The 24,603-nt window shown below is 48.7% G+C and carries 19 protein-coding genes; 13 read left to right on the forward strand and 6 right to left on the reverse strand.

Translation table 11 applies throughout. The features are described 5' to 3' along the window. Positions 1–59 precede the first annotated feature (59 nt). A complete protein-coding gene (locus GWK09_RS12620) occupies positions 60–2,837 on the reverse strand; it encodes a M16 family metallopeptidase (protein ID WP_163693823.1) in 2,778 nt (925 codons plus the stop codon). A 151-nt stretch (positions 2,838–2,988) separates the two neighbouring features. Between GWK09_RS12620 and GWK09_RS12625 the strand changes: the two genes are divergently transcribed. Then, complete coding sequence (locus GWK09_RS12625) at positions 2,989–5,250, forward strand: aminotransferase class III-fold pyridoxal phosphate-dependent enzyme (RefSeq protein ID WP_163693824.1); 2,262 nt, start codon at positions 2,989–2,991, stop codon at positions 5,248–5,250. Between the two features lie 37 nt (positions 5,251–5,287). Further along, positions 5,288–5,665, forward strand: coding sequence for a DoxX family protein (locus tag GWK09_RS12630; RefSeq protein WP_163693825.1), 378 nt, complete (start codon positions 5,288–5,290; stop codon positions 5,663–5,665). A 4-nt stretch (positions 5,666–5,669) separates the two neighbouring features. Here the strand turns inward: GWK09_RS12630 and holA are convergent, their stop codons facing one another. Further along, positions 5,670–6,674, reverse strand: coding sequence for a DNA polymerase III subunit delta (gene holA / locus GWK09_RS12635; protein WP_163693826.1), 1,005 nt, complete (start codon positions 6,672–6,674; stop codon positions 5,670–5,672). Between the two features lie 26 nt (positions 6,675–6,700). On the opposite strand from holA, the gene GWK09_RS12640 reads away from it, so the two are divergent. From GWK09_RS12640 to GWK09_RS12650, 3 genes are all read left to right on the forward strand, one after another. Next, complete coding sequence (locus GWK09_RS12640) at positions 6,701–7,156, forward strand: type I restriction enzyme HsdR N-terminal domain-containing protein (protein WP_163693827.1); 456 nt, start codon at positions 6,701–6,703, stop codon at positions 7,154–7,156. A 103-nt stretch (positions 7,157–7,259) separates the two neighbouring features. Next, entirely contained in the window at positions 7,260–8,264 is a 1,005-nt protein-coding gene (locus GWK09_RS12645) for a glycosyltransferase family 2 protein (RefSeq protein ID WP_163693828.1), read from the forward strand. A 102-nt stretch (positions 8,265–8,366) separates the two neighbouring features. Then, entirely contained in the window at positions 8,367–9,227 is an 861-nt protein-coding gene (locus GWK09_RS12650; RefSeq protein WP_163693829.1) for an OmpA family protein, read from the forward strand. A 55-nt stretch (positions 9,228–9,282) separates the two neighbouring features. On the opposite strand, the gene GWK09_RS12655 is transcribed toward GWK09_RS12650, so the two are convergent. Then, positions 9,283–9,906, reverse strand: coding sequence for an L-threonylcarbamoyladenylate synthase (locus tag GWK09_RS12655; protein WP_163693830.1), 624 nt, complete (start codon positions 9,904–9,906; stop codon positions 9,283–9,285). A gap of 5 nt (positions 9,907–9,911) precedes the next feature. Then, a complete protein-coding gene (locus GWK09_RS12660; protein WP_163693831.1) occupies positions 9,912–12,236 on the reverse strand; it encodes an ATP-dependent helicase in 2,325 nt (774 codons plus the stop codon). A gap of 168 nt (positions 12,237–12,404) precedes the next feature. On the opposite strand from GWK09_RS12660, the gene GWK09_RS12665 reads away from it, so the two are divergent. The 4 genes from GWK09_RS12665 to GWK09_RS12680 all read left to right on the forward strand — a co-directional run bounded on the left by GWK09_RS12665 (position 12,405) and on the right by GWK09_RS12680 (position 15,668). Then, positions 12,405–12,908, forward strand: coding sequence for a DsrE family protein (locus tag GWK09_RS12665; protein ID WP_317174534.1), 504 nt, complete (start codon positions 12,405–12,407; stop codon positions 12,906–12,908). A gap of 9 nt (positions 12,909–12,917) precedes the next feature. After that, positions 12,918–14,198, forward strand: a complete 1,281-nt coding sequence (locus GWK09_RS12670) for an amidohydrolase (protein ID WP_163693833.1) — start codon at positions 12,918–12,920, stop codon at positions 14,196–14,198. A 36-nt stretch (positions 14,199–14,234) separates the two neighbouring features. Beyond that, complete coding sequence (locus GWK09_RS12675; RefSeq protein ID WP_163693834.1) at positions 14,235–15,044, forward strand: OmpA family protein; 810 nt, start codon at positions 14,235–14,237, stop codon at positions 15,042–15,044. 105 nt (positions 15,045–15,149) lie between these two features. Continuing rightward, positions 15,150–15,668, forward strand: a complete 519-nt coding sequence (locus GWK09_RS12680; protein ID WP_163693835.1) for a DUF7935 family protein — start codon at positions 15,150–15,152, stop codon at positions 15,666–15,668. 3 nt (positions 15,669–15,671) lie between these two features. Here the strand turns inward: GWK09_RS12680 and GWK09_RS12685 are convergent, their stop codons facing one another. Both GWK09_RS12685 and GWK09_RS12690 read right to left on the reverse strand, forming a co-directional pair. Next, on the reverse strand, positions 15,672–16,583 hold the full coding sequence (locus tag GWK09_RS12685) for a patatin-like phospholipase family protein (protein WP_163693836.1): 912 nt from the start codon (positions 16,581–16,583) through the stop codon (positions 15,672–15,674). After that, positions 16,580–18,673: a M1 family metallopeptidase gene (locus tag GWK09_RS12690; RefSeq protein ID WP_163693837.1), complete on the reverse strand. Its 2,094-nt coding sequence runs from the start codon at positions 18,671–18,673 to the stop codon at positions 16,580–16,582. The genes GWK09_RS12685 and GWK09_RS12690 overlap by 4 nt, the downstream gene beginning before the upstream one ends. Positions 18,674–18,749: 76 nt before the next feature. Between GWK09_RS12690 and recG the strand changes: the two genes are divergently transcribed. The 4 genes from recG (at position 18,750) to GWK09_RS12710 (ending at position 24,590) form a co-directional block, all read left to right on the forward strand. Further along, entirely contained in the window at positions 18,750–20,855 is a 2,106-nt protein-coding gene (gene recG / locus GWK09_RS12695; RefSeq protein WP_163693838.1) for an ATP-dependent DNA helicase RecG, read from the forward strand. Between the two features lie 116 nt (positions 20,856–20,971). After that, complete coding sequence (gene leuC / locus GWK09_RS12700; RefSeq protein WP_163693839.1) at positions 20,972–22,387, forward strand: 3-isopropylmalate dehydratase large subunit; 1,416 nt, start codon at positions 20,972–20,974, stop codon at positions 22,385–22,387. A 13-nt stretch (positions 22,388–22,400) separates the two neighbouring features. Continuing rightward, on the forward strand, positions 22,401–22,997 hold the full coding sequence (gene leuD, locus GWK09_RS12705; RefSeq protein WP_163693840.1) for a 3-isopropylmalate dehydratase small subunit: 597 nt from the start codon (positions 22,401–22,403) through the stop codon (positions 22,995–22,997). Between the two features lie 99 nt (positions 22,998–23,096). Next, the gene (locus tag GWK09_RS12710; protein WP_163693952.1) at positions 23,097–24,590 is read left to right on the forward strand and encodes an alpha-isopropylmalate synthase regulatory domain-containing protein; all 1,494 of its coding nucleotides are present in this window, start codon (positions 23,097–23,099) and stop codon (positions 24,588–24,590) included. Positions 24,591–24,603 lie beyond the last annotated feature (13 nt).

A 24,603-nucleotide genomic window follows, 5' to 3' on the forward strand; every position in this document is an offset into this window, starting at 1 on the left:
GAACAAAGTATTTATCTCATTAAAAGAAAATCCCGCTGGGCTAGCGGGATTTATTTTTATTAATTCTTTATTTCCTTCGGTGGATCTTTGATCGCCGGAGTTACCGGATTGCCATCCGCATCGATCTCAATAATAGCGTCAAAGCCTATCTGGTCCAACTTTTCGGCGATCATTGCCCTGTCACCAACCATGAACCAATTGACTTCCCCAGGTTTCACAACCTTCTTACTAACGTCTATTACGTCCTTCAAGGTCAGGTTTCTGACATTCTGATCATAGGTTTGGTAGTAATCATCCTTCAGGCCATAGCGGACGATATTGGCCACCGAACTATTTACGGCACTATTGGTCTCCCACTGACCGGGCAATCTCAATATTTCATTGGTCTTGACTTTGTCCAGTTCAGCCTGGGTAGCCGGTCTGGTGGTAATGAATTCCGATATTTCCTTTCTCAATTCCAGAACGGATTCGGCTGTTTTATCCGTTTGGACCGGTGCGTACATGATAAACGGACGCTTTTCTTTAGCGCCGAGCACAAAACCCCCGGCACCATATGCCCAATGCTTGTCTTCCCTCAAATTCATATTTATTCTAGAAGTAAAATCCCCACCCAGGATGCTGACCATTTGCTCCATCGCTATCTCGGAAATATCCCCGTATTTTTCGGTGAGATGTCCTGCGATGATCACTGATTGTTGAGATTCAGGCCTATTCATCAAATACAGGGTGTTTTTGGTAGATACCGCAGGTTCTTTAAAGGGTATGTTGGGCACTTCCCCCTTCTTCCATTTTCCCAGGGTTCGCTCCAGTTGATTTGTCAGCTCATTCATCGTGACATCCCCGGTCACCACCAGGGTGGCATTATTGGGTTTCATCCAGGTGTTGTAAAAAGCAACAATGTCATTTCTGGTAAGAGCGGCTACCGTGTTTTCATAGCCGGTTCCTGTATACGGGTTGGAATAAGGATGCCCTTCGCCATACATATATTTATTCATAACTCTAAGGGCCATAGCAATAGGTTGCGCTTTCTCGCTTTTGATCGTATTGATCTGTTCGGTTTTCAATCGATCAAACTCCTTCTGGGGAAAATCCGGATTGAGGACCACATCGGCTAAAAGATCAAGACTGGCAACCAGACTAGGCTTCAGTGTATTCATGTATACACTGGAGATATCCTGATCTGAGAAGGTAGACAAACTGGCACCGAGTAACTGAAGTTTCTCGTTGATTTGCAACGCGTTCATCTCTTTTGTTCCTTCATCCAGGAGATTCATTGCCAGGGCGGCGGTACCCGGGCTGGACAGGAAGTCCGTTTTGTAACCGGCATTGACCATCAGATTCATCACAATGGTGGGCACCCCTTCCCGCCTGGCCAGTACTATGTTAAGTCCATTGGAGAGCTTGGAACGCTCCAGTGCAGGGAATTTTGAACTCTTCGGACTACCCAGATCGGGAAGTTTAGAACGATCAACAGCGGATGCTTCTGCGGTGTATTCAGGAAATGGATTGCAGATCAGGGTGTGCTTACCTTTCGTTAGCCATTTTTGAGCAGTGGCCTTTAAATCCTGAACAGTAGCCTCTTCGACGTATTTCAATACCGTCTTGTAATAACTGGCATCCCCGAAATAGGTTTCATTGGAGGCCAGAATATCGGAAACTCCCCCAAATCCCCCGATGCGTTCCAGGCCTTTTATGAAACTTGAAAAATAAGAGGCCTTGGCTCTGTTTAATTCTTCCTGCGTAGGCCCATTTGCCACAAAAGCGTTGACCTCTGCCAATAATTTGGCCCTGACCTCCTCTGTATCTCCACCGGGTTTTACGTCGGCATAGCAGACAAAGTTACTGGCAATTTCCTGAGAATACTGAAAGGAAACCGCACTGCTGGCGATCTGATCTTCATAGACCAATTTTTTGTACAGCCGGCTATTTTTCCCCGTAGACAAGATGGAAGAGATAAGGTCAAAATGTACGTCCTCACGGTCCCCAAATTGAGGCGTATTCCATGCAAACAGAACTCTCGCCTCGGGTACTCGGTCCTGATATACCTGATAGGTGTCCCCATTGTGGACAGGCACATTGATCTCCTGCCGCTCGATCGTCGGACCAGAAGGGATATCTCCAAAATACTTAAGGACTTTCTGATAAACCTCCTGAGGATTTATATCACCCGCAATCGCCAGAACCGCATTGGCCGCTCCGTAGTAAGATTTGAACCATTCCTGCACGTCTTCAAGTGAGGCCGCATTCAAATCCTCCATTTCACCAATGACCGTCCATGAATAGGGATGACCCTTAGGAAACATAGCCTTGGTCAGATAATCATATTGCCTGCCATACGGCTGGTTTTCACCCTGCCTTTTTTCATTTTGCACAACCCCTCTTTGTTCATCTAGTTTTTCCTGGTCAATAGCCCCGAGTAAATGTCCCATTCGGTCTGATTCCAGAAAAAGCACCTGGTCCAGGGCGGCTACAGGTACATTTTGGAAATAATTTGTTCGATCTGAATTGGTGGTCCCATTGAGGTCGGTTGCCCCTATTCGTTCTAGGGCCTGGAAATAGTCGTCGTTGTAATTTTCACTTCCGTTAAACATCAGATGTTCAAATAGATGCGCGAATCCGCTTTTACCGGGCTTTTCATTTTTTGATCCCACATGATACCATACATTTACGGCTACAATGGGGGCCTTATGGTCTTCGTGTACCAGTAAAGTGAGCCCATTGGGCAAAACAAAACGCTCATAGGGAAGGTCGATGTCGCTGGCCTTGAATTCAAAGTTCTGAGCTTGTGTTTGAAGGCCACAGAATAAAATAAGGGCCAAAAGAGTTAATCTTTTCATTCTTATCAGGTGTTAGTTGCTTATGTATCCTTTAAAGATAGGTCTTACTGCTCTTATTGCCAACACGGAAATAGATGAAAATTTAGCTGATCGTAATCGCCGTAAAAAAAATAACCCTAAGTTTAAGTTTCAAGAGCAATCCTGTTGATCTATGCAACTTGATGAAATACTAAAGAGACATTATACCCTCGAAAACTGCAGCCTTACAGACTTACAGGGGTACGGGAGTTCCAATACAAAGGTGGAGACGCCTGGAGGGATCTACGTCTGCAAGCAATACACCAATACCGAGCGGATCCGAAACGAGCTTCTCGCTGAAGACCGGGTTCTGCAACAGTTGGGCACCATGACTACCTGTGAATTTCCGATGAGGATTCCAACCAATGCCGGTGAACCCTTTGTGGTAGAAGGGGATTTGTTGTACAGGCTCCTCACCTTTCTGGAAGGAGATTTTCTCGGATCGGTCACCCACACCCCGGAACTATTGTATTCCCTGGGTCGAACCCTGGGCCGAATGGATAAAATACTGGCCCTCTTAACAGAAGTGGTCTATGAGGGGAAGAATATCCCCTGGGACCTAAAAAACACCGACAGGTCCAGGCCTTTGTTGTCATCCGTGCCCAATGCTTCAGACAGAAGCCTGGCGGCTTATTTCTTCCTGCAGTTTGAAGACCGTATCCGACCTTTTGCACATGAGTTCAGGCAGTCACTGATCTATAGCGATGCCAATGACTGGAACATCCTGACAGCCGGAAACAAGGTCACCGGGATCATCGATTTCGGGGATATGTGCCATACTTGGATGGTGAATGAGGTAGCCATAGGAATGACCTATGTGATGATGCACAAGGATCAACCGCTTGACAGCGGATTGAATGTGCTTCAGGGATATCAGGCAGAAATGCCCCTGACCGAACTGGAGTGCGACAGCCTCTATTACCTCATTGCTGCCAGGCTGTGCATCAGTGTCTGCAACTCAGCCGAGGCCACTAGGAAACAACAGGGATCATCCTATATCACGGTCAGTGAAGAGGGGGCATGGAAACTACTTCGCCAATTACTGACCATCAATCCACTCCATGCGGCTGATGAATTCCGACGGGTGTGCGGTCATAGCAGGGTCAGCAAGACGCCGGTGACCAGACTGCTCGATAACAGGAAGGCACATTTCGGAAAAAACCTTTCCCTCAGCTATAGGGATCCTATCCCAATGGACCGGGCCGCCTTTCAGTATATGTATGATTCCAGGGGAAATACCTTTCTGGATGCTTATAACAACATCATGATCGTAGGGCACTGCCATCCCCGGGTGGTGCAGGCGGGAAGGAAGGCCATGGCCAAACTAAACACGAATACTAGGTATCTGTACGAATCCCTGGAAACCTACAGCACTACCTTGTTTAAGAAGTTTCCCCCTCACCTCAATAAGGTGTATTTTGTTAATTCGGGTAGTGAGGCCAGCGACCTGGCGATCAGAATGGCCAAATACCATACAGGGAAGGACAAGGTAGCGGTGTTGGAAGACGGCTACCACGGACATACACAGGGAGGAATACAAATCAGTGCGTATAAATACCACAGCAAGGGATCTTCCGGCAGACCGGATAGTACCGTGGAACTGGCCTTGCCTAAGGTTTTTGGGAGTCCGTGGAAAGACGATGGGTCGGCCGGTGTCCACTATGCGCGGGAAGCGATCGAACACATCACAAAATCCAAGGGAGAGATCGCGGCCTTTATTGCAGAGCCCATAGTGGGTTGTGGCGGGCAGGTACCCCTGGCGAAAGGATATTTGGAGGCCCTCTATCCTGAGATCAGGTCTCAGGGAGGTGTGTGTATCAGCGATGAAGTGCAGGTGGGGTTTGGAAGGCTCGGTGACGTTTTTTGGGGGCACGAACTCTATGGCGTGGTACCGGATATCGTCGTCCTTGGGAAACCAATGGGGAACGGGCATCCCATGGGGGCCGTTGTCACCACAACCGAAATCGCAGAGTCTTTTGGCCGGGGACCTGAATTTTTCAGTTCCTTCGGGGGAAACCCGGTCTCCTGTGCAATCGGACTGGCCGTCCTGGAGGTTTTAGAGGAGGAGGGTCTGCAGGAACAAGCAAGGTTGACCGGAACCTATCTCCTCACCTCCCTGAACGATCTGGCCAAAAAACACGAGGTGATAGGTGATGTCAGGGGCCACGGGCTTTTTTTGGGAATCGAGTTGATCTCGCCCCAGGGCCAGCCTAAGACGCAACTGGCGGCAGTCCTCAAAAATGCATTGAGGGATCAATTTGTCCTGGTAAGTACGGATGGTCCTTTCGACAACGTCATAAAAATCAAACCTCCCCTGAGGTTCAACAAAGAAAACGCAGACGAACTGGTTTTAAAAATCGATGCGATTCTGAGTCAGAATATGGTTATTAAATAAAAAAACTTTACATTTAATTAACATATCCCCAAATAACATGAAAAACAACATGCAAGCAAATATAGGTTTAGCCCTTTTGAGGATCTCGGCTTCGGCCATGATGCTGACCCATGGATATCCCAAATTTCAGAAACTTCTCTCAGGTGATTTTGAGTTCGGTGACCCCATTGGACTCGGCCCTACCCCCAGCCTTTTTCTGGCCATCATCGGGGAGTTTATATGCCCTATCCTGGTCCTTATTGGCTTTAAGACCCGCTGGGCTGCTATCCCAACCGTCATCACCATGGCTGTGGCTGCCTTTGTGGTCCATGCTTCCGATCCTTTCGGGACCAAGGAAAAAGCTATGCTATACCTTGCCATGTTCCTCGTAATCGTATTGGTTGGGCCCGGAAAATACAGTGTAGACAAGAAGTAGGTCCCTACATGATCTTGACCAGCAGCTCTTTTAGCAGATCTCCCTGGCTCATATTGTAGGCGCCCACTCCCTTTCCTTTCATGTCGAGTTCCCGAAGGTAGGAGATCACCTTGCTGGATTTTTTCATGGAATAGTTCCTGGCGGCTACCTGGAATTCATCCACAAAATAGGGATTGATCCTCAGAGCACTAGCCACATTTCGGGGCGAATGATCATTGAGCCCGTGGTATTGCAACAACTGGGTAAAAAAGGTATGCAGAAGGGAAACGGTAACCACGAAGGGATTGTCTTTCGGGTTTTGGGAAAAATACGTGGCGATCCTCGTCGCTTTTAGAATATCCCTCTCCCCTATGGCCTTTTTAAATTCAAAATTGTTGTAATCCTTGCTGATTCCAATGTGCTTCTCGATGACCTCCGGAGTGATCTCAGTGCCTTTGGGTAGTACCACTGAGAGTTTTTCCAGCTCGTTGTGAATCCGGCTGAGATCCGTCCCAAGGAATTCCACCAATAAGATAGAAGCCTTATGTGAAATCGGATACCCCTTGGTTTTAAGGACTTTACGTATCCATTCTGAAACCTGATTCTCATATAATTTTTTGCTCTCGAACACCAGACCATTGGGAGCCTTTAGCACTTTATGCAGCTTCTTCCGCTTGTCTAGTTTCTTGTATTTAAAGCAAATGACTAGTACCGTGGAAGGCTGGGGGTTTTCTGCATAAGGGGCGAGTTGTTCGATGGTCCTTGAGAGGTGTTGGGCCTCCTTTACAATGATGACCTGTTTTTCGGCCATCATAGGAAAGCGTTTGGCATTGGATACGATCTCATCGATCGTGACGTCTTTCCCGTAAAGCACCATCTGGTTGAATCCCTTTTCCTCCTCGCTCAGAACGTGTGTGCCGATATATTCTGCGATCCGGTCTATGTAATACCCCTCATCCCCCATCAGGAAGTAGATGGGCAAAATCTGCCCGTTTCGGATATCATCAATAAGCCGTTTTACTTCTTCCATCGAAAAAAAATCGTAAAATTTGCGAGATGGAAAATCTCAATTTTCCCGGGTACAGGTTTCGCTTCAAAAATAGCGAAAATAAATCCCTCATCTTTGATGTGGTCCGCAAAAAATTTGTGGTCCTGCAACCGGAGGAATGGGTGAGACAGCACGTGGTAAGATACCTTCACGAAGACAAGAAATACCCGCTCAGCCTGATCAATGTCGAAAAACAGATCCGGGTGCATTCACTCCCAAAACGGTTCGATGTGGTTGTGTTTTCACCCGGTGGGGAAATCGATATCCTGGTGGAATGCAAGGCCCCGGATGTCAGGATCAGCAGGGATACGTTCGATCAGATCGCAAGGTATAACCTCGACCTGAAGGCCAGGTTTTTCCTGGTGACCAATGGTTTGAACCACTATTTTTGCCGTATAGACTACGAAAACGCCTCCTATGTTTTCCTGGAAGACCTTCCTTCGTACATACCGGTATCAGATTGAAGGACTGTAATCCTGCCTTCGGTATCATATGCGATTTATTTCTTTACTTTGTGGCCTTGCCGGAGACGCCTGTGTCTGCCATGAATAAACCCGGAATCCCAAGATGTTGAACCTAGCTGTCGTCATACTTAATTGGAATGGGGAAACCCTGCTGGAAAGTTATCTGCCATCCGTGGTGGAAAATTCTCCCGGGGCCGGGATCTATGTGGCTGACAATGCTTCTACGGACGGTTCCGTGGCCTATGTCAGGAAGCATTTCCCTGAAATCCATATCATTGAGAACGCCAGTAACGGGGGGTTCGCCAAAGGATATAATGATGCCTTGCAGCATGTGGATGCCGATGTCTATTGCCTGTTGAATTCGGATGTGGAGGTAACCCCGGGCTGGCTCACTCCCATCATGGAAATATTCAGGAGCAAACCCGAAGCAGCCATCGTGCAACCCAAGATCCTGGACCTGCTCAAACCCGATCACTTTGAATATGCCGGTGCCGGGGGAGGTTTTCTCGACCAGCTGGGCTATCCTTTTTGCAGGGGGCGAATCTTTCAGTCGCTCGAACGAGATGAAGGACAATACGACGATACCGTTGAGATCTTCTGGGCAACGGGGGCCTGTATGTTTATCCGCAAAAAAGTATACGATGAACTCGGGGGGTTTGACGAGGACTATTTTGCCCATCAGGAGGAGGTCGATCTCTGCTGGCGTGCTCAGAATAAAGGATATAAGGTATACTATGTGGGCCGGTCTGCCGTACTGCACCTGGGAGGTTCCACCCTCAGCAACATGAATCCTAAGAAAACCTATCTCAATTTCCGAAATTCTCTGTTCTCCATCACCAAGAACCTTCCCAGAAAGAAGGCATTGGTCATCATTATGATGAGGCTGTTACTGGATGGGATCGCGGCGATCCGCTTTATCTTTCAGGGGAAAGGCCGGCATTGCCTTGCCATTCTCAGGGCACATCTGAGCTATTACAGGCAGTTCACCAAAATGTACAGGAAGCGTGAAAAATCTGATTTCGTAATAAAATACTACCGGACAAAATCCATTGTCTTATCCCACTACGTATATAATATAAGGTCCTTTAACAAATTAGTAAAAGATTAACTATTTCCGTATATTAAGCAATGCCCTTTTGTATAATTTTGATATCAATTTTGAATAAAACCTAACAAAATCAATAATCCATAAATTAAATCACTTATTAAAATGAAAAAAATATTATTAGGAAGTCTGGGAATGATGATTTTACTCTCATCCTGTGTTTCCCAGAAGAAGTATGCCGAACTTGAGGCTAAGCAAAAAGAGACCCAGGACCTTTTAAATTCTGCCACGGTTAAACTGAATAGCTGTCTGGAAGAGAAAGCCACGGCCACGGCTCGTTTGAAAACCCTGGAAGATCAGAATGCATTCCTGAAGGCTAACAATCAGGAGTTGATCAACAACATGGGTAACCTTACCACTCTTACTACCAAGGGTGCGGAGAACCTGGAAAAATCCCTGGAAAGTCTGCAGGAAAAAGATCTCACTATCAGAAAATTACAGGATGCCATCACAAGAAGGGATTCCGTGAACCTTTCACTGGTTCAGAGTCTGAAAGGTGTCTTGGGTAACCTTGATGACGAGGATATCCAAATCAGCGTTGAAAAAGGAGTGGTGTTTGTCTCCATTTCCGATAAATTGCTCTTTAGCTCCGGAAGTTACAATGTAACCGCTCCTGCCAAAGAAGTACTCGGAAAAGTGGCCAAAGTGGTCAACAACAAACCCGACTTCGAATTTATGGTGGAAGGACATACCGACAATGTTCCTTACCAGAGTGGGGTGTTGTTAGACAACTGGGACCTCAGTGTTAAAAGGGCGACTTCTATCGTAAGGATCTTACAAAACGATTTCAAAGTGGATCCAGCCCGTATGACCGCAGCAGGCCGTAGCTACTATATTCCTCTCATGGGCAATGATACAGCTGCCAATCGTGCCAAGAACCGCAGAACCCGCATCGTGGTGCTTCCAAAACTGGATCAGTTCTACAGTATGATCGAAGAGGGAATGAAGGATCCTGCGATCAAATAAGAAATTAGAAAGAGAAAATTTAGGAACCGCGATACTGAGTATCGCGGTTTTTTTTTTACAGTATATCGAGGGTGCCTTTTCCCTCTCTCACTACTTCCGGTTCTCCGGAAGACAGGTCGATAATGGTGGAGGGCACATTCCCGCCATATCCTCCGTCAATGACCATATCCACAAGGTTATGCCACTTTTCGAAGATCAATTCCGGATCGGTGGTGTATTCGATCACGTCGTCCTCATCCCGTATAGAAGTGGAGATAATGGGGTTTCCCAGTCCTTCCACCATGGCTTTGGCGATGGTATTGTCGGGCACCCTGATCCCGACGGTCTTTTTATTCTTAAAAGCCTTGGGCAGGTTGTTGTTCCCGGGAAGAATAAAGGTATAGGGGCCGGGCAAGGCCCTCTTCAAAATCTTGAATGTAGGGGTATCTATCTGCCTTACGTAATCAGAAAGGTTGCTCAGGTCCGGACATATAAAGGACCAGTTCGCCTTTTCCAGTTTGATCCCTTTGATCCTTGCGATCCTCTCCAAAGCCTTTGTATTGGTAATATCGCAACCCAAGCCATAAACCGTATCTGTCGGGTAGATGACAAGCCCACCCTTCCGCAGTACATCCACCACCCTCTGGATCTCCCGGGGGTTTGGGTTCTCATTGTAGATCTTGACGAATTCTGCCTGCATACCTGTTAGGTTAATACTTCGAGTTTGGCGAACCGGAGCAATAATTTTTTTATATCTCCCCTTTCAAAACGGATCTCCGCCTTTTTGTCATTCCCAGCACCTTCGAGCCGGATGACCTCTCCCTTTCCGAATCGCGTATGATTCACTCGGGTGCCTATGGAGAGTTCCGGGATATCTTCCTGGGAGCGCACGGAGGGCTCACCCAGATTAGGCCTGATCTTCCTCAGTTTCCTCAATTGGTCAGGACTTGGCCTGCCCTGAGGTGGAGGGGTTCCATTGGTGGGTTTATTCTGTCTCAGGCGGCTCTTGTCTACTTCCCCGAAGATATCGGCACTGATCAGAGGTTTGAACCTGTACGGGTCTGCCGGGGTTAGGTTTTCAACAAATTTCTCGTCGATCTCTTCCAGGAAACGGCTGGGTTCCGCATCGATCAGTTTCCCCCACCTGTACCGGTTCTGGGTATAGGTGAGATACGCCTGCTGTTCCGCCCTGGTCAGGGCCACATAGAACAACCTGCGCTCCTCCTCCAGTTCACTGCGCGTATTCATACTCATGGCAGAGGGGAACAGGTCTTCCTCCATGCCCACGATATAGACATAGGGAAATTCGAGTCCTTTGGCCAGGTGGATGGTCATCAGGGCCACTCTGTCATCATCGGAGGTGTCCTTGTCCATATCTGTGGCCAGGGCTACATCCTCCAGGAATTCCGTCAGATCCCCCTTGGCATCTGCGAGTTCTTTCTGCCCTTCCACAAAATCCTTGATCCCGTTGAGCAACTCCTCTATGTTCTCCATCCTGGCGATTCCCTCAGGTGTTCCGTCCTTTTTGAATTCAAGCAAGATACCCGTCTTTCTTGAGACGTGTTCAGCCAGAGTAAATGCGTCGGAGTTCTCATTCATGATCTGGAAACTCTTGATCATGTTGACAAAGTCTTCCAGCTTCCGCTGGGTCCCGGAGTTTATTTTAAGGTCGATTTTATCCAGGTTCTCAATGATCTCAAATATGGATCTCCCGTAGTGATTGGCAGCCACGGTAAGCCGGTCTATGGTGGTTTGTCCGATTCCCCTGGCTGGGAAATTGATGACCCGTTTCAGGGCCTCTTCATCCTTGGGGTTTATGACCAGCCTCAGGTAAGAAAGGACGTCCTTGATCTCCTTCCGCTGGTAGAATGAGAGTCCGCCATAGATCCTGTAAGGGATATCCCTCTTGCGAAGGGCATCTTCTATCGCTCTCGACTGAGAGTTGGTGCGGTAGAGCACAGCAAAATGGTTATTGGGCAACTGGTGCTGCATCTTGTTTTCAAAGATGGACCCTGCTACAAACCTGCCTTCCTCGGCATCCGTCGTGGAGCGGTGCAGCTTGATCTTGTTACCCTCGTCATTGGCGGTCCAGACCACTTTCTCCAGCTGGTTCTTGTTCTTGGCTATGATGGCATTGGCCGCATTGACAATGTTCTTGGTCGACCTGTAATTCTGTTCGAGCCTGTAAACCGCCACGTCATCATAATCCCTTTGAAAATTCAGAATATTCGTAATGTTGGCTCCCCGGAAGGAGTAGATACTCTGGGCATCATCCCCTACCACACAAATATTCTGGTAGCGGTCTGAAAGGGCTTTGACAATAAGGTACTGGGAATGGTTGGTGTCCTGGTACTCGTCTACCAGTATATAGCGAAAGCGATCCTGGTATTTGAGCAGCACGTCCGGAAACCTGGTGAGCAACTCATTCGTCCTCAGGAGAAGGTCATCGAAATCCATGGCGCCCGACTTAAAGCAGCGGTCTACGTATTCCTGATAGATATCTCCCAGCCTGGGTCGCTTGGCCATGGCATCGGCCTCCATCAGTTCCGGGTTCTGGAAATAGGCCTTGACGGTGATAAGGCTGTTCTTGTAAGAGGAGATCCTGTTCTGTATTTGCTTGTATTTGTAAATATCCTTGTCCAGACCCATCTCTTTGATGATGGAAGCAATCAGGCGCTGTGAATCCTGGGTGTCATAAATGGTGAAGTTGCTGGGGAAACCGAGTTTATCCCCATCGTATCTCAGCAAGCGGGCAAATACGGAATGGAAGGTCCCCATCCACAGGTTCTTGGTCTCAGAGGTGCCAACAAGTTCGGCAATCCGTTTTTTCATCTCCCGTGCAGCCTTATTGGTAAAGGTCAGGGCCAGAATATTGAAGGAATCCACCCCCTGTTGCATCAGGTGGGCGATACGGTAGGTGAGCACCCGGGTCTTGCCTGACCCGGCCCCGGCGATAACCATTAGCGGACCGTCCTTGTGAAGCACAGGTGCTTTTTGGGCCTCATTGAGATGTTCTAGATACTGATTCAAAAACGACCTGATTTTAGAGCGTGAAGTTAGCCATATTTGCCCGTTTGCTAAAACCCCACCCTTGATTTATTATAAACAATGGATCGCAGTTCTGTACAATTTAAATATCTTTAGCCGTCATTAAAGAATATGGGCTTAAAACCGAAAAACCTGGGTCTGTTTTTGTTCGTGATTTCTGCGATCTGCGGAGCGCAAACCAAGCAGACCGGACCAGTGATCTCAGACTACGGAGCCGTTTGGCCCATTGAAGAACCGGATTACGTAACGAGGCTTGACGAGCCCCTGAAAGTAGTGTTTGATATCATGGACAGTCCGGAGGACCCCGGTCAGATCAATGCCCGGATTGAGACTGCCGCCCGCTTCCTGAACATGCACGCCCAGTCCGGAGTGCCTACGACCAACCTGCACGTGGCTCTGGTTGTGCATAATAAGGCGTCCAAGGACATCATAAACAGGACGGCCTATAAGGAACGGTTTGGGATAGAGAATCCGAATGAACCTTTAGTGAAGCAGCTGATCGAAGCCGGTGTGCAGGTCGTATTCTGCGGACAGTCTTCCCTGTCGAGGGGTTTCCCAAGGGAAGAAACCATAGAAGGGGTACAATTGGGCCTTTCGGCTATGACAGCACTCATACAATTACAGAACGACGGATACCGACTCATTAAATTTTAAACATCCTCTATGAAAAATGTTTTTCACCTCTTATGCATTGCCCTTTTAACATCCAGCCTGTACGCCCAGAACTACGGTCTCGATAAGTCTTATGAAAAAATCGAATCCAAGGTGATCGAATGGCGAAGGGAAATTCACCAGAACCCGGAACTGTCTAACCGGGAATTCAAGACGGCTGAAAAAATCGCAGCCCATCTTCGATCCCTCGGGATTGAGGTGCAAACGGGGGTAGCTCATACCGGTGTCGTAGGCGTCCTGAAAGGAAATTCCCCAGGTAAAACCGTGGCTTTAAGGGCCGATATCGATGCCCTGCCGGTCTACGAACGCAACGACCTTCCCTTTAAATCGACAGTCACCTCTGAATTCCTGGGGGAAACGGTAGGGGTCATGCACGCCTGCGGACATGATACCCATACGGCCATTCTGATGGGCGTTGCCGAGGTCATGGCCAAAAACAAGGATAAGATCAAGGGAACCGTTAAATTTATCTTCCAGCCTGCAGAGGAAGGACCTCCACCGGGGGAAGAAGGCGGTGCCCTGCTAATGGTAAAGGAAGGGGTCCTGAAAAATCCCGATGTGGATGCTATTTTCGGGCTGCATATCAATTCTCAAACACCCGTGGGTGTCATTCGTTACAAATCAGGTGGTGCCATGGCTGCCGCCCAGAGCTTCACCATCCACGTGAAGGGTAAACAAAGCCACGGATCTCAGCCTTGGGCCGGGGTAGACCCCATCCTGATCAGTGCCAAGATCATCGATGGATTACAGACTATCATAAGCCGGGAGACCGAACTGACCAATGAGGCGGCCGTGATCACAGTTGGGAAGATCAAGAGCGGGGTTCGGTTCAACATCATCCCTGAAAGTGCAGAAATGTTAGGCACCATCCGGACCCTCGATTACGGGATGAAGGACAAACTCAACAAGCGAATGATGGAAATGGTCCCCACCATTGCGAAGGCATATGGGGGTGAGGCCACCATCGAGATCAGGGATGCCACGGACATCACATACAATGACCCCAATTTAGTCTCTGCCATGCTGCCCACCCTGCAGCGCGTTGCCGGAAATGATAACATACAGGAGCAAAAGGCAATTACAGGTGCCGAGGACTTTTCCTATTTTCAGCGGGAGGTACCAGGGTTCTTTTTCTTCCTGGGGGGGATGACTCCGGGTAATACCAACTCCTATCCACATCACACGCCCGACTTTATCATCGATGACAGCGGACTCATCCTGGGTGTCAGGGCCCTGACAGAGTTGAGCCTGGATTACCTGAACAGATCATAATATCTTTTTGATGAACTAACTCGAATGAATGGAATAATGAAAAAGAACCTTGTAATATTCGGAATACTTCTTTTTATGATTTCTGCCGGTCTGGCCCAAAGCAAAAAGGAATTGTTGCTAAGGCTGAACGAGAGGGATGATGAGATACAGAGCTTGAAAGGCGAACTGGCGGCCAGTAAACAGGAAGCGGCCAAATACAAGGCGGAAATGGAAGCCGTCAATTTTCAGATGGAGGAATTAAAGACCACCAATGCCTCCCTCCTTCAGAATCTCACGAATTTCACAGAACTCTCCAATAAGAAGACCGAGAATATCAGCAAAAGCCTGGAAACCTTGAGAAATAAGGAAAATCAGTTGAAAAAGATCAATGATGCCCTTACCAATACCGATTCCACTACCCTGGCCCTGCTGACCACCTTTAAAAACAGTCTGGGCTCTGAAGTGAAAACAGGACTGAGTAACGGGGCTGTGACCGTGATCCTCGAAAACCTGTTTTTATTCAAGGATGTGGACCGGAATTACCAGGTAGTCCCGGAGGCCATGCCTATATTGGAGAAGATCGCAGCTGTGTTGAAAAAACAGCCCGATCTTAAGATCATCGTTGAGACCAACAGCAATGCCCTTGAATTCAAAGACCAGAAACTCAAGGACAACTGGGATCTGAGTTCTCTTCAGGCGGCATCCGTCGTTAGGGTTCTTACCGATACCTATGGAGTTGCGCCGCAACTATTGCAGTCTGTAGGAAAAAGTGAATACGGATTCAGCGGGATAGAGACCACTACCCGCATAAGGATTCAACCTCCGTATGAGAAGTTCTACAGTACGATCCGTGAAATGATGAAGTAAGGCTATTGGCACAAATCACATACGAAGGGTCTAAAAATTCGCATTATACTTTTTAGCGGTTCCCTTCGTTTTAGATTCGTAAACCAAACTAAACATCCAACAAACATGACCGGAGACGATATTTTCCAGATGTTCGGCTTTTTATTGCCCGCAGTAGTCACCGGAGCCGTGGCTTTTTACTTTTTCAGGCTCCACACCAGGAATGAGGAAGGCAGAAGGCGATACCTGCTTCACAAAGAAACCCAGAAAAGTGCATTACCGATACGCCTGCAGGCCTATGAGCGTCTCGCCCTCTTCCTCGAACGCATTTCCATCCCCAACCTGGTAGTCCGCGTAGCACCAAAATCCGCAGACAAGGCCGCCTACGAAAACCTGCTGATCAGGAACATAGAAAATGAATACGAGCATAACCTCTCCCAACAGATCTACATGAGTGATGAATGCTGGAATGTGATCAAGGCTGCCAAAAGCGCCACTATTCAGGCTATCAGGCGTGCTGGGATGAGCGAATCGGATTCTGCCGATAAACTCAGGGAAGACATTCTCAACGAGACCATGGACAAACAATCGCCTTCCGCTACTGCGCTCGCCTTTGTAAAAAAGGAGATCAGCAGCCTCTGGTAAGGATCACTCCAACTCTATCTGAAGTTGACTTTGCTGGTGGCTCTTCGCCTCTGCATATTGAAACCCGCTCTCCCACCAGGAAGTCATCTTATCCTTTTCAAAGATGAGTGAGTTTGTCGTAAGGACGATCGGCGTGTAGTAAAAATTGATGATGGCGTCGTTGTTGTTGGCCACGAACTTGCCTATCCTGATATTCTGCCGCTCTATCCTGTCGAGCATAAAGGCGAACATATTGGTAAGCAGGGAAAACGCATTGCGGGACGGCATTCGGTTAAAATGAGTGGTCTCCGTGTGCAGGATGATGGCATCCACGATCTTTGCTCCCCGTTTTACCGCTTCTTCTATAGGGACCATACTCCCAAGGCCCCCGTCAGCATATTCACAGCCTTCCTTCCGCACCAGGCTCATAAAGGGGGTATAATTGCAGGAGATCCAGATCCACTCACAAAAATCGTCGTATTCAAAATCGTTGATCGATTTATATTCGACCTGATTGAGGGATAGATTGGAGACCGTTACGATGATATCCTTGGGGCCGTGTCTAAGGATCTCGAATTCCTCAGGGGTGATCGTGTTCCTTATCAATTTTAATAGGTTATGGCTTTCCCCAAAAGTCTTGCTGCCCCTGTAGAAATTCTTCAATACGTTCCAGTGCGCAATTCCGATGTTGGAGACCCCGTGTTTTTTTTGAATCGTAAAGGGACAATTACTAAAAATACTGTTCTGGTCTACGGAAGTATAGACTTCCTTGATCTTCTGTATTTTTTGAAGGGCGAGGTGAGAGATCAGCAAACTACCGGTAGAAGTCCCCAGAAAGAGGTCGTACTGGTGTTTTTTCTCCTCCATGAGATACTGAGCCACACCCCCTGCGAAGGCCCCTTTGCTCCCACCACCGGAAATTACCATTGCTCTCATTTGCCTTCCAGTTCTTGTTTCAGGTATTTGTATTCATCTCCCCGGAGCTCACCCAGGATCGTTTCGAATTGTTTTCGCTTCAGAGGATCATTGAGCTGGTCCTTCAGGAGGTTCCTGGCAAATTCCCTGAACTGCCAGGAGGGATGGACGGCGGCACTGACCAGGTCCCTCAGATTATCCACAGAATAGGGAAAAACCTCGCCTATGAGGGAGAAAGCCAGTTGCCTGACCTCCATGGGATGATAGGGAGCCGTGTATCCGAACAACTCGTCCCTGAAAGACTCCCTCTCCTCTGCCGAAGCGAAATCATTCGTCAAGATAGCCAAAAGAAGCCATAGCTGACGGATATTTTTATTGTGAAAACCTTCAATTTCCCTGGTCTTGTCTAAATAATAACTTCTCTTTTCCGGTTGGTACAACCACAACCTGTACAGGGCGTTCTCCAGGGTCGTATAGCTTTTATCCGCCAGTAAGGATTCATAAAAGGGCAGCAGGTCCGGGGTTATGGGACCCGGAATAAGTGATACTGCCTGTCTTATCTGTATGTCCTGGGTTTCAAACGCCTTCTTAAGGAATTCAGGGGATAGCGATCTGTGGTAACGAAGGATCAGCCGTTTTCTGAATTGGGAGGATACGGAAGCACCCCAGTAACTCTCAAGGATGGACTCGTCCTTTGCATTGCTGGTGGTCAGTTCCTGTCTGAGTCTCATAAAAAGATCTACCGCAGGATAGGAGTTTCTCAGGTGGTCCATCACGTCCTGATACGGGAAGGAGGTGCCCTCGAGCCAGACAGACCGAAATTCTTTCAAATCCCGGCCCGAATTGGTTTCGGCCATCTCCATAAAATCCGACACGGTCGCATTCTTATAGGAGAAGGTCCTGAGAAATTCCGCGATCGCTTTTCGGAAAGCCTCATCTCCCAGTGTTTTTCTAAGCATGAGCAGGGCGATCCCCCCCTTGTCGTAAAATGTAAGGCTGCCTGCCCGCGGATCTAAAAGGGATTCCCCCCTTCCTTCCAAAGTTTGTTCATAAAGGCTCTCAGCCTTGTTGTAAAGCATCCAGTAAAAATGATCCTCCCCGAGCATCTCCTTCTCCGCCAGCCAGGCGTAATAACTCGCAAACCCCTCGTGCAACCAGTGGCTGGAGGCATCCACTTCGGTGACCAGATTGCCGAACCATTGATGAGCGAGTTCATGGGCGTTCACATTGATGAAGTTCCGGTCCACAAAAGCGGTGGAATCGATCACAAAGGCATCTGAAAAAAGGGTGGTGCCGGTATTTTCCATTCCGGCATAGAGGAAATCGCGTACAGGAACCATTTTATAATTCTGCCAAGGATAAGGAAAACCGATCTCTCCCTCCAGAAAATCAAAGATCTCCCGGCTGTACCGGTAGGTGGGTTCGATCAGGAGGCTGTCGCCCGGATAGAAATACACATCCAGAGGGATCCCTGACCCCGAGTGCTTTCGTTCAGTGCCATATTTCCCCATGGCGAAAGCCAGGAGATAACTGCTCATCGGTGACTGCATTTCCCATTCCCAGGTCTGAGTCTGCCCGTGATCCTCCTTTCCTTTGAGTTTGCCATTAGCGACCACTTCATAGACCTTGTCTGCGGTAATATGCAGGTTAAAAATCACCTTTTCGGTCATCAGGTCGAAGCTGGGGACCCAATGGCTGTTGTACTTGCCCTGCCCCTGGGTCCAGACCTGTTCATTTAAGGGAATGGAGTCTTGCCACCCGAGAAAGTAGAGTGCCTGAGCCGGTTTACAACTATAGGCAATGTCCAGGCTGTATTCCTTGTTCGGGCGGAATTTTTTGCGGACTACAAGCGTACGCCCATCATAGGTCCTTCTCACCTTTTTTCCGTTGAGGCTGATAGATGTGATCTCCATCTGCCTGGCATCGAGGGCTACTGAATCCGTTTTCTCCGTCACAACAAAGCGGTACTGCACAAATCCCGTTACCGTTTCCTTTACAGGATCTATTTCGAGGTGGATATCCCCGGTAAGAAAATCAGAGACACGGTCGCCCTGGGCCGAACCTACACATAACGCCAGGAAAAAGGTCAGGATGGTCAGAACGATCTTCATAAGTCTGGGTGTTTCCTTTTCAAAATTAGTATTTTGATCTGTTGGAGTTCAAGGATGGAACCTTTAATTTAGTGAAATGAAAACGGATCTGCTGCAAACCCCGATCACGTATCTCAAAGGGGTGGGCCCCAACAGGGCCCAGGTGTTGCAGTCAGAGTTGGGTATTGCTACCTTTGATGACCTCCTGAATTTTTTCCCCAACCGGTATATTGACAAAACCCGCTACTACAAGATCTCGGAACTCGAACGCAATGCAGCAGAGGTACAAATCATCGGGAAGATCATCCACATCAAGACCGTAGAACAAAAAAAAGGCCGGCGCCTCGTCGCCAAATTTATCGATGATACAGGGGAAATGGAATTGGTCTGGTTTCGCGGCCACAAATGGATCAAAGAACAGCTTCAACTTAACGTACCCTATGTGATCTTCGGCAGGACCAACTGGTTCAACGGGGTCTTTTCCATGCCTCACCCTGAGATGGAGTTGTTGTCTTCTCATGAACAGGGATTGCGGATACACATGCAGCCTATTTATCCTTCCACAGAAAAGCTGAGCAACAAAGGGATCACCAACAGGGTGATCAGCCATATGGTGCAACAGCTATTCGCAGAGACCAGGGGCGTTTTCAGAGAGACCCTCTCCCCAGATGTCATAGGGGAACTGAAACTGGTCTCCCGATCTGAGGCCCTGTTCAATATCCATTTCCCTCAGGACCAGAAAAAGCTGGCCAGGGCACAGTTCCGTTTGAAACTGGAAGAGCTTTTCTTCGTACAGATACAGCTGATCTCCAAAAATCTCCTGAGGAAGAAAAAGATCCGGGGCCTGCCCTTTGAACGCGTGGGCGAACACTTCAACACCTTCTACCAGGAATACCTTCCCTTTGAGTTGACGGGTGCTCAGCAAAAGGTGATAAAGGAAATAAGGGCCGACCTCGGCAGCAATGCCCAGATGAACAGGTTGTTACAGGGGGATGTGGGATCGGGCAAGACCATCGTTGCCCTCATGAGCATGTTGCTGGCACTCGATAATGGATACCAGTCCTGTCTTATGGCCCCGACTGAGATCCTGGCCAACCAGCATTACAATAGCCTGAAGGAGATCATCGGGGATATGAATATCAACATCGCCCTCCTTACGGGCTCCGTTAAAAAATCGGAACGCAAAGGAATACACGAATCCCTGGAAGATGGCTCTCTCCATATCCTGGTGGGTACACATGCCGTACTGGAGCACAAGGTCCAATTCAACAATCTTGGATTGGCCATCATAGACGAACAGCACCGGTTTGGAGTGGCCCAGCGCTCCAAACTCTGGCATAAGAATGATATTCCGCCCCACATCCTGGTTATGACCGCCACCCCTATTCCCAGAACGCTGGCCATGAGCCTTTACGGGGACCTCGATATTTCTGTGATAGATGAACTCCCTCCGGGCAGGAAACCTGTAAAGACCGTACACCGGTACGATACCAACCGACTGAAAGTGTTCAGGTTCCTTAAGGATGAGATCAAGAAGGGCCGACAAGTCTATATCGTTTACCCCCTTATACAGGAATCACAAGCCCTGGATTACAAGGATCTCATGGATGGGTACGAGAGTATCTCCAGAGAATTTCCCCTACCCGAATACCGGATCTCCATCGTCCACGGACAGATGAAATCAGAGGATAAAGATATTGAGATGGCCCGGTTCGTTAAAGGAGAGACGCAGATCATGGTGGCGACCACGGTGATCGAAGTCGGGGTCAACGTGCCAAACGCAACTGTGATGATCATTGAAAGTGCTGAGAGGTTCGGCCTATCCCAACTCCATCAGCTCAGAGGTCGCGTTGGAAGGGGGGGCGATCAGAGCTACTGTATCCTGATGACGGGTCACAAGCTTACGGCTGAGGCCAAAACGCGCATAGAGACCATGACCGCGACCAATGACGGCTTCGAGATCGCTGAAGTGGATCTGAGGTTGAGGGGGCCGGGAGACCTTATGGGAACCCAGCAGAGTGGTTTGCTCAATCTGAAGATCGCCGATATTGTCAGGGACAATGATATCCTGAAAACGGCGCGCTTCTATGCACTTCGCATATTGCAGGAAGATCCGGATCTGGCCCTGGAAAAAAACCTCCCGATCAGGCAGACCTATGCCGAACTTCTCAGGCACAGGAATATCTGGAATTACATCAGCTAGGGTAGATTCTCGCAAATACGTAGGTCCGCCTCAGGTTGAACGTCGTAATTTCGAAGGGGTGAAATTTCATTTCACATCCCTATTTTATAGCTTTGGTAGCTTAGAAGAACATGAATATGAGTACAGGAAGAACACTGTTTGACAAAGTTTGGGACGCCCATGTGGTCCGCAAAATAGAGCAGGGACCCGATGTGTTGTTCATTGACCGTCACCTGGTCCATGAAGTCACGAGTCCGGTTGCATTCCTCGGGATGAAGAAGCGAAACAAAAAAGTGCTTTATCCGGAACGGACCTTTGCCACAGCTGACCATAATACGCCTACCCGGAACCAGCACCTCCCGGTTAAAGATCCCCTTTCGGCAAATCAACTAAGGGCCCTGGAGGAGAATGCGAAAGAACATGGGATACCCTACTGGGGACTGGGCCATAAGAAAAATGGGATCGTTCATGTGATCGGCCCGGAGAACGGAATTACCTTGCCCGGTGTCACCGTGGTCTGCGGAGACTCCCATACGTCTACTCACGGCGCTTTCGGGGCGATCGCCTTTGGGATCGGAACCTCGGAGGTGGAAATGGTGCTCTCTACGCAATGCATCATGCAGCCAAAACCAAAGAGGATGAGGATCACCATAGACGGGCAGTTGAACAAAGCGGTTACCCCCAAGGATGTTGCTCTTTATATCATTTCCCAGCTTACGACCTCCGGAGCCACCGGTTATTTTGTGGAATACGCCGGAGAAGTTTTCAGCAATATGTCCATGGAAGGCCGGATGACAGTCTGTAACCTGAGTATAGAGATGGGCGCACGTGGTGGGATGGTCGCTCCGGATCGCAAGACGTTTGAATATATCAAGGGAAGGGAATACACCCCAAAAGGAGAGGCCTGGGAGAAGGCAATGGACTACTGGAGTACCTTGTATTCCGATGAGAATGCCCAATTTGACAAAGAGGTCGTATTCGACGGATCCACAATAGAACCCATGATCACGTATGGGACCAACCCGGGTATGGGCATCGGTATTTCTTCCGGTATCCCGACGGCCGAATCTTTGGACGGTGGGGTAGCTACTTATCGTAAATCCCTGGAATACATGGATTTCAAGGAAGGCGAGGCCATGCTGGGTAAAAAGATCGACTTTGTCTTTCTGGGCAGTTGTACGAATGGTAGAATCGAGGACTTCAGGGCTTTTGCGGAAGTGGTCAAAGGTCGAAAGAAGGCCGATCATGTCACCGCCTGGCTAGTCCCGGGATCACATCAGGTGGAAGAGGCCATCAAAAAAGAAGGAATCCTCGAGATCCTAGAAAAGGCCGGTTTCGAATTGAGGGAACCCGGGTGTTCTGCATGTCTGGCCATGAACGACGATAAGATCCCGGCGGGAAAATACGCAGTAAGTACATCCAACAGGAATTTTGAAGGCAGGCAGGGGCCCGGAGCCCGCACCTTGCTCGCCAGTCCGCTTGTGGCCGCGGCCGCTGCGGTGACCGGAAGGGTGACAGACCCCAGGGAACTGATGGAATTAGAAACCGCTTAAAAAAGAATAGATTATGGCATACGATAAGTTTGACGTACTGACCAGCACCGCCGTCCCCCTCCCCATAGAAAACGTGGATACGGACCAGATCATCCCTGCCCGTTTCCTAAAAGCAACGGAGCGAAAGGGGTTTGGAGACAACCTTTTCAGGGATTGGCGATACCATACAGATAATACTCCCAAAGAACATTTTGTCCTCAACAATCCTATTTACGGGGGAAAGATCCTGGTGGGGGGAAAGAACTTTGGTTCCGGTTCCTCCAGGGAACATGCGGCCTGGGCGATCTACGACTACGGTTTCCGTTGCGTGGTCTCCAGTTTCTTTGCAGACATCTTCCGCAACAACTGCCTGAATATTGGTGTATTACCGGTACAGGTGAGCCCTGCATTTCTGCAGCGGATCTTTGAAGAGATCGAGAAGGATCCCAAAGCCGCATTCACCGTGGAACTCCAGAAACAGACCATCACTATTGAGGCCACCGGGGAGAAGGAGGAATTTGAGATCAATTCCTATAAAAAAGAGAACATGCTCAACGGGTATGACGATATCGACTATCTGATAAGCATGAAAGACGAGATCAAGGCCTTTGAGAGTGGTCTGCCCCTTTAAAATGTTATCAAAATGCCTGAAACAACTTCAGTAGCGGCAAAAAAGGCAACGGGGACTTCCCAAAAGGGTAAGCCGAAAGAACGCAGGACCATAGAGATCATGGACACTACGCTCAGGGACGGCGAACAGACCTCCGGGGTGTCCTTTTCGGCTTCAGAAAAGCTGACCCTTGCCAGGCTTTTGTTGGAAGAACTGAAGGTAGACCGTATCGAGATCGCTTCGGCCAGGGTCTCTGAGGGTGAATTTCAGTCTGTAAAACAGATCCTGGAATGGGCCCGGGAAAAAGGGTTCGAGGAGAGGGTTGAAGTACTCACCTTCGTAGACAATGGCCTTTCCATACAATGGATGCAGGATGCAGGGGCCAGGGTGCAAAACCTGTTGACCAAAGGGTCCTTAAATCACCTGACCCACCAGTTGAAAAAGACGCCGGAAAAACATTTTGAAGAGATCGGGGAAGTCATTCACCTGGCTCAATCCGTCGGAATATCCACCAACGTATACCTCGAGGATTGGAGCAATGGCATGCGCAACTCCCCGGAGTACGTGTTCACATTTCTGGATTTTTTGGCTACACAGCCTGTCAGGCGAATCCTTTTGCCGGACACCCTTGGGGTGCTAACCCCTGGAGAGACCGGGGACTTTATCTCCAGGATCGTCAAGCGTTATCCAAACATCCATTTTGATTTCCACGGACATAACGATTATGACCTCAGTGTGGCCAATGTCATGGAAGCACTGAAGGCCGGATGCCACGGACTCCACCTCACTGTCAACGGCATGGGTGAAAGGGCGGGAAATGCCCCCCTGGCCAGTGTGGTAGCGGTGATCAATGATTTTTTACCGGAATACAGGATCAACGTAGAGGAATCCTCCCTTTTTAAAGTGAGCAAACTCGTTTCGGCCTTCACCGGTTTCGGCATCCCTGCAAATAAGCCTATTGTCGGAGATAATGTTTTCACTCAAACAGCTGGTATACATGCAGATGGAGATAATAAAAAGAACTTATACTTCAATGATCTTCTGCCCGAAAGGTTCGGTAGGAAACGCAAATATGCCCTGGGAAAGACCTCCGGAAAGGCCAATATTCAAAAGAACTTGCAGGAATTAGGGCTCACTCTCAATGAAGAGGAGATCCGCAAGGTAACAGCCAGGATCATTGAGCTGGGCGATAAAAAAGAGAAGGTCACCAAGGATGATCTGCCTTACATCATTTCCGATGTGCTCGACAGCGATAACTACCAACACAAGGTGGTCGTAAAATCCTATGTCCTGACACACGCCAAGGGTCTCAAACCCTCCACGACTATTTGCGTAGACATCGAAGGAGAAGTGTTTGAGGAAAATGCACAGGGAGACGGGCAGTTCGACGCCTTTATGAACGCCCTTAGAAAGGTGTACCGCGCTAAAAAAAGAAATCTGCCCAATCTTGTGGACTATGCCGTCCGCATCCCGCCGGGGAGCAACTCGGATGCGCTGTGCGAGACCCTGATCACCTGGCAGGAGGGGGAAAAGGAATTCACAACCCGCGGGCTCGATTCTGATCAGACCGTATCAGCAATAAAAGCCACAGAAAAGATGCTCAACATTATTTGATCTCCAGATAGAA

This window comes from Muriicola jejuensis (assembly GCF_010671595.1).
GTDB lineage: Bacteria > Bacteroidota > Bacteroidia > Flavobacteriales > Flavobacteriaceae > Muriicola > Muriicola jejuensis.

Coding starts and splice junctions, on each gene's coding strand:
- GWK09_RS12670 (WP_163693833.1), top strand. CDS start 12,918: ATGAAAAATGTTTTTCACCTCTTATGCATTGCCCTTTTAACATCCAGC.
- GWK09_RS12630 (WP_163693825.1), top strand. CDS start 5,288: ATGAAAAACAACATGCAAGCAAATATAGGTTTAGCCCTTTTGAGGATC.
- GWK09_RS12685 (WP_163693836.1), bottom strand. CDS start 16,583: ATGAGAGCAATGGTAATTTCCGGTGGTGGGAGCAAAGGGGCCTTCGCA.
- GWK09_RS12655 (WP_163693830.1), bottom strand. CDS start 9,906: ATGCAGGCAGAATTCGTCAAGATCTACAATGAGAACCCAAACCCCCGG.
- GWK09_RS12690 (WP_163693837.1), bottom strand. CDS start 18,673: ATGAAGATCGTTCTGACCATCCTGACCTTTTTCCTGGCGTTATGTGTA.
- GWK09_RS12680 (WP_163693835.1), top strand. CDS start 15,150: ATGACCGGAGACGATATTTTCCAGATGTTCGGCTTTTTATTGCCCGCA.
- GWK09_RS12710 (WP_163693952.1), top strand. CDS start 23,097: ATGGACACTACGCTCAGGGACGGCGAACAGACCTCCGGGGTGTCCTTT.
- leuC (WP_163693839.1), top strand. CDS start 20,972: ATGAGTACAGGAAGAACACTGTTTGACAAAGTTTGGGACGCCCATGTG.
- GWK09_RS12650 (WP_163693829.1), top strand. CDS start 8,367: ATGAAAAAAATATTATTAGGAAGTCTGGGAATGATGATTTTACTCTCA.
- GWK09_RS12640 (WP_163693827.1), top strand. CDS start 6,701: ATGGAAAATCTCAATTTTCCCGGGTACAGGTTTCGCTTCAAAAATAGC.
- GWK09_RS12675 (WP_163693834.1), top strand. CDS start 14,235: ATGAAAAAGAACCTTGTAATATTCGGAATACTTCTTTTTATGATTTCT.
- GWK09_RS12620 (WP_163693823.1), bottom strand. CDS start 2,837: ATGAAAAGATTAACTCTTTTGGCCCTTATTTTATTCTGTGGCCTTCAA.
- holA (WP_163693826.1), bottom strand. CDS start 6,674: ATGGAAGAAGTAAAACGGCTTATTGATGATATCCGAAACGGGCAGATT.
- GWK09_RS12625 (WP_163693824.1), top strand. CDS start 2,989: ATGCAACTTGATGAAATACTAAAGAGACATTATACCCTCGAAAACTGC.
- GWK09_RS12645 (WP_163693828.1), top strand. CDS start 7,260: ATGTTGAACCTAGCTGTCGTCATACTTAATTGGAATGGGGAAACCCTG.
- recG (WP_163693838.1), top strand. CDS start 18,750: ATGAAAACGGATCTGCTGCAAACCCCGATCACGTATCTCAAAGGGGTG.
- leuD (WP_163693840.1), top strand. CDS start 22,401: ATGGCATACGATAAGTTTGACGTACTGACCAGCACCGCCGTCCCCCTC.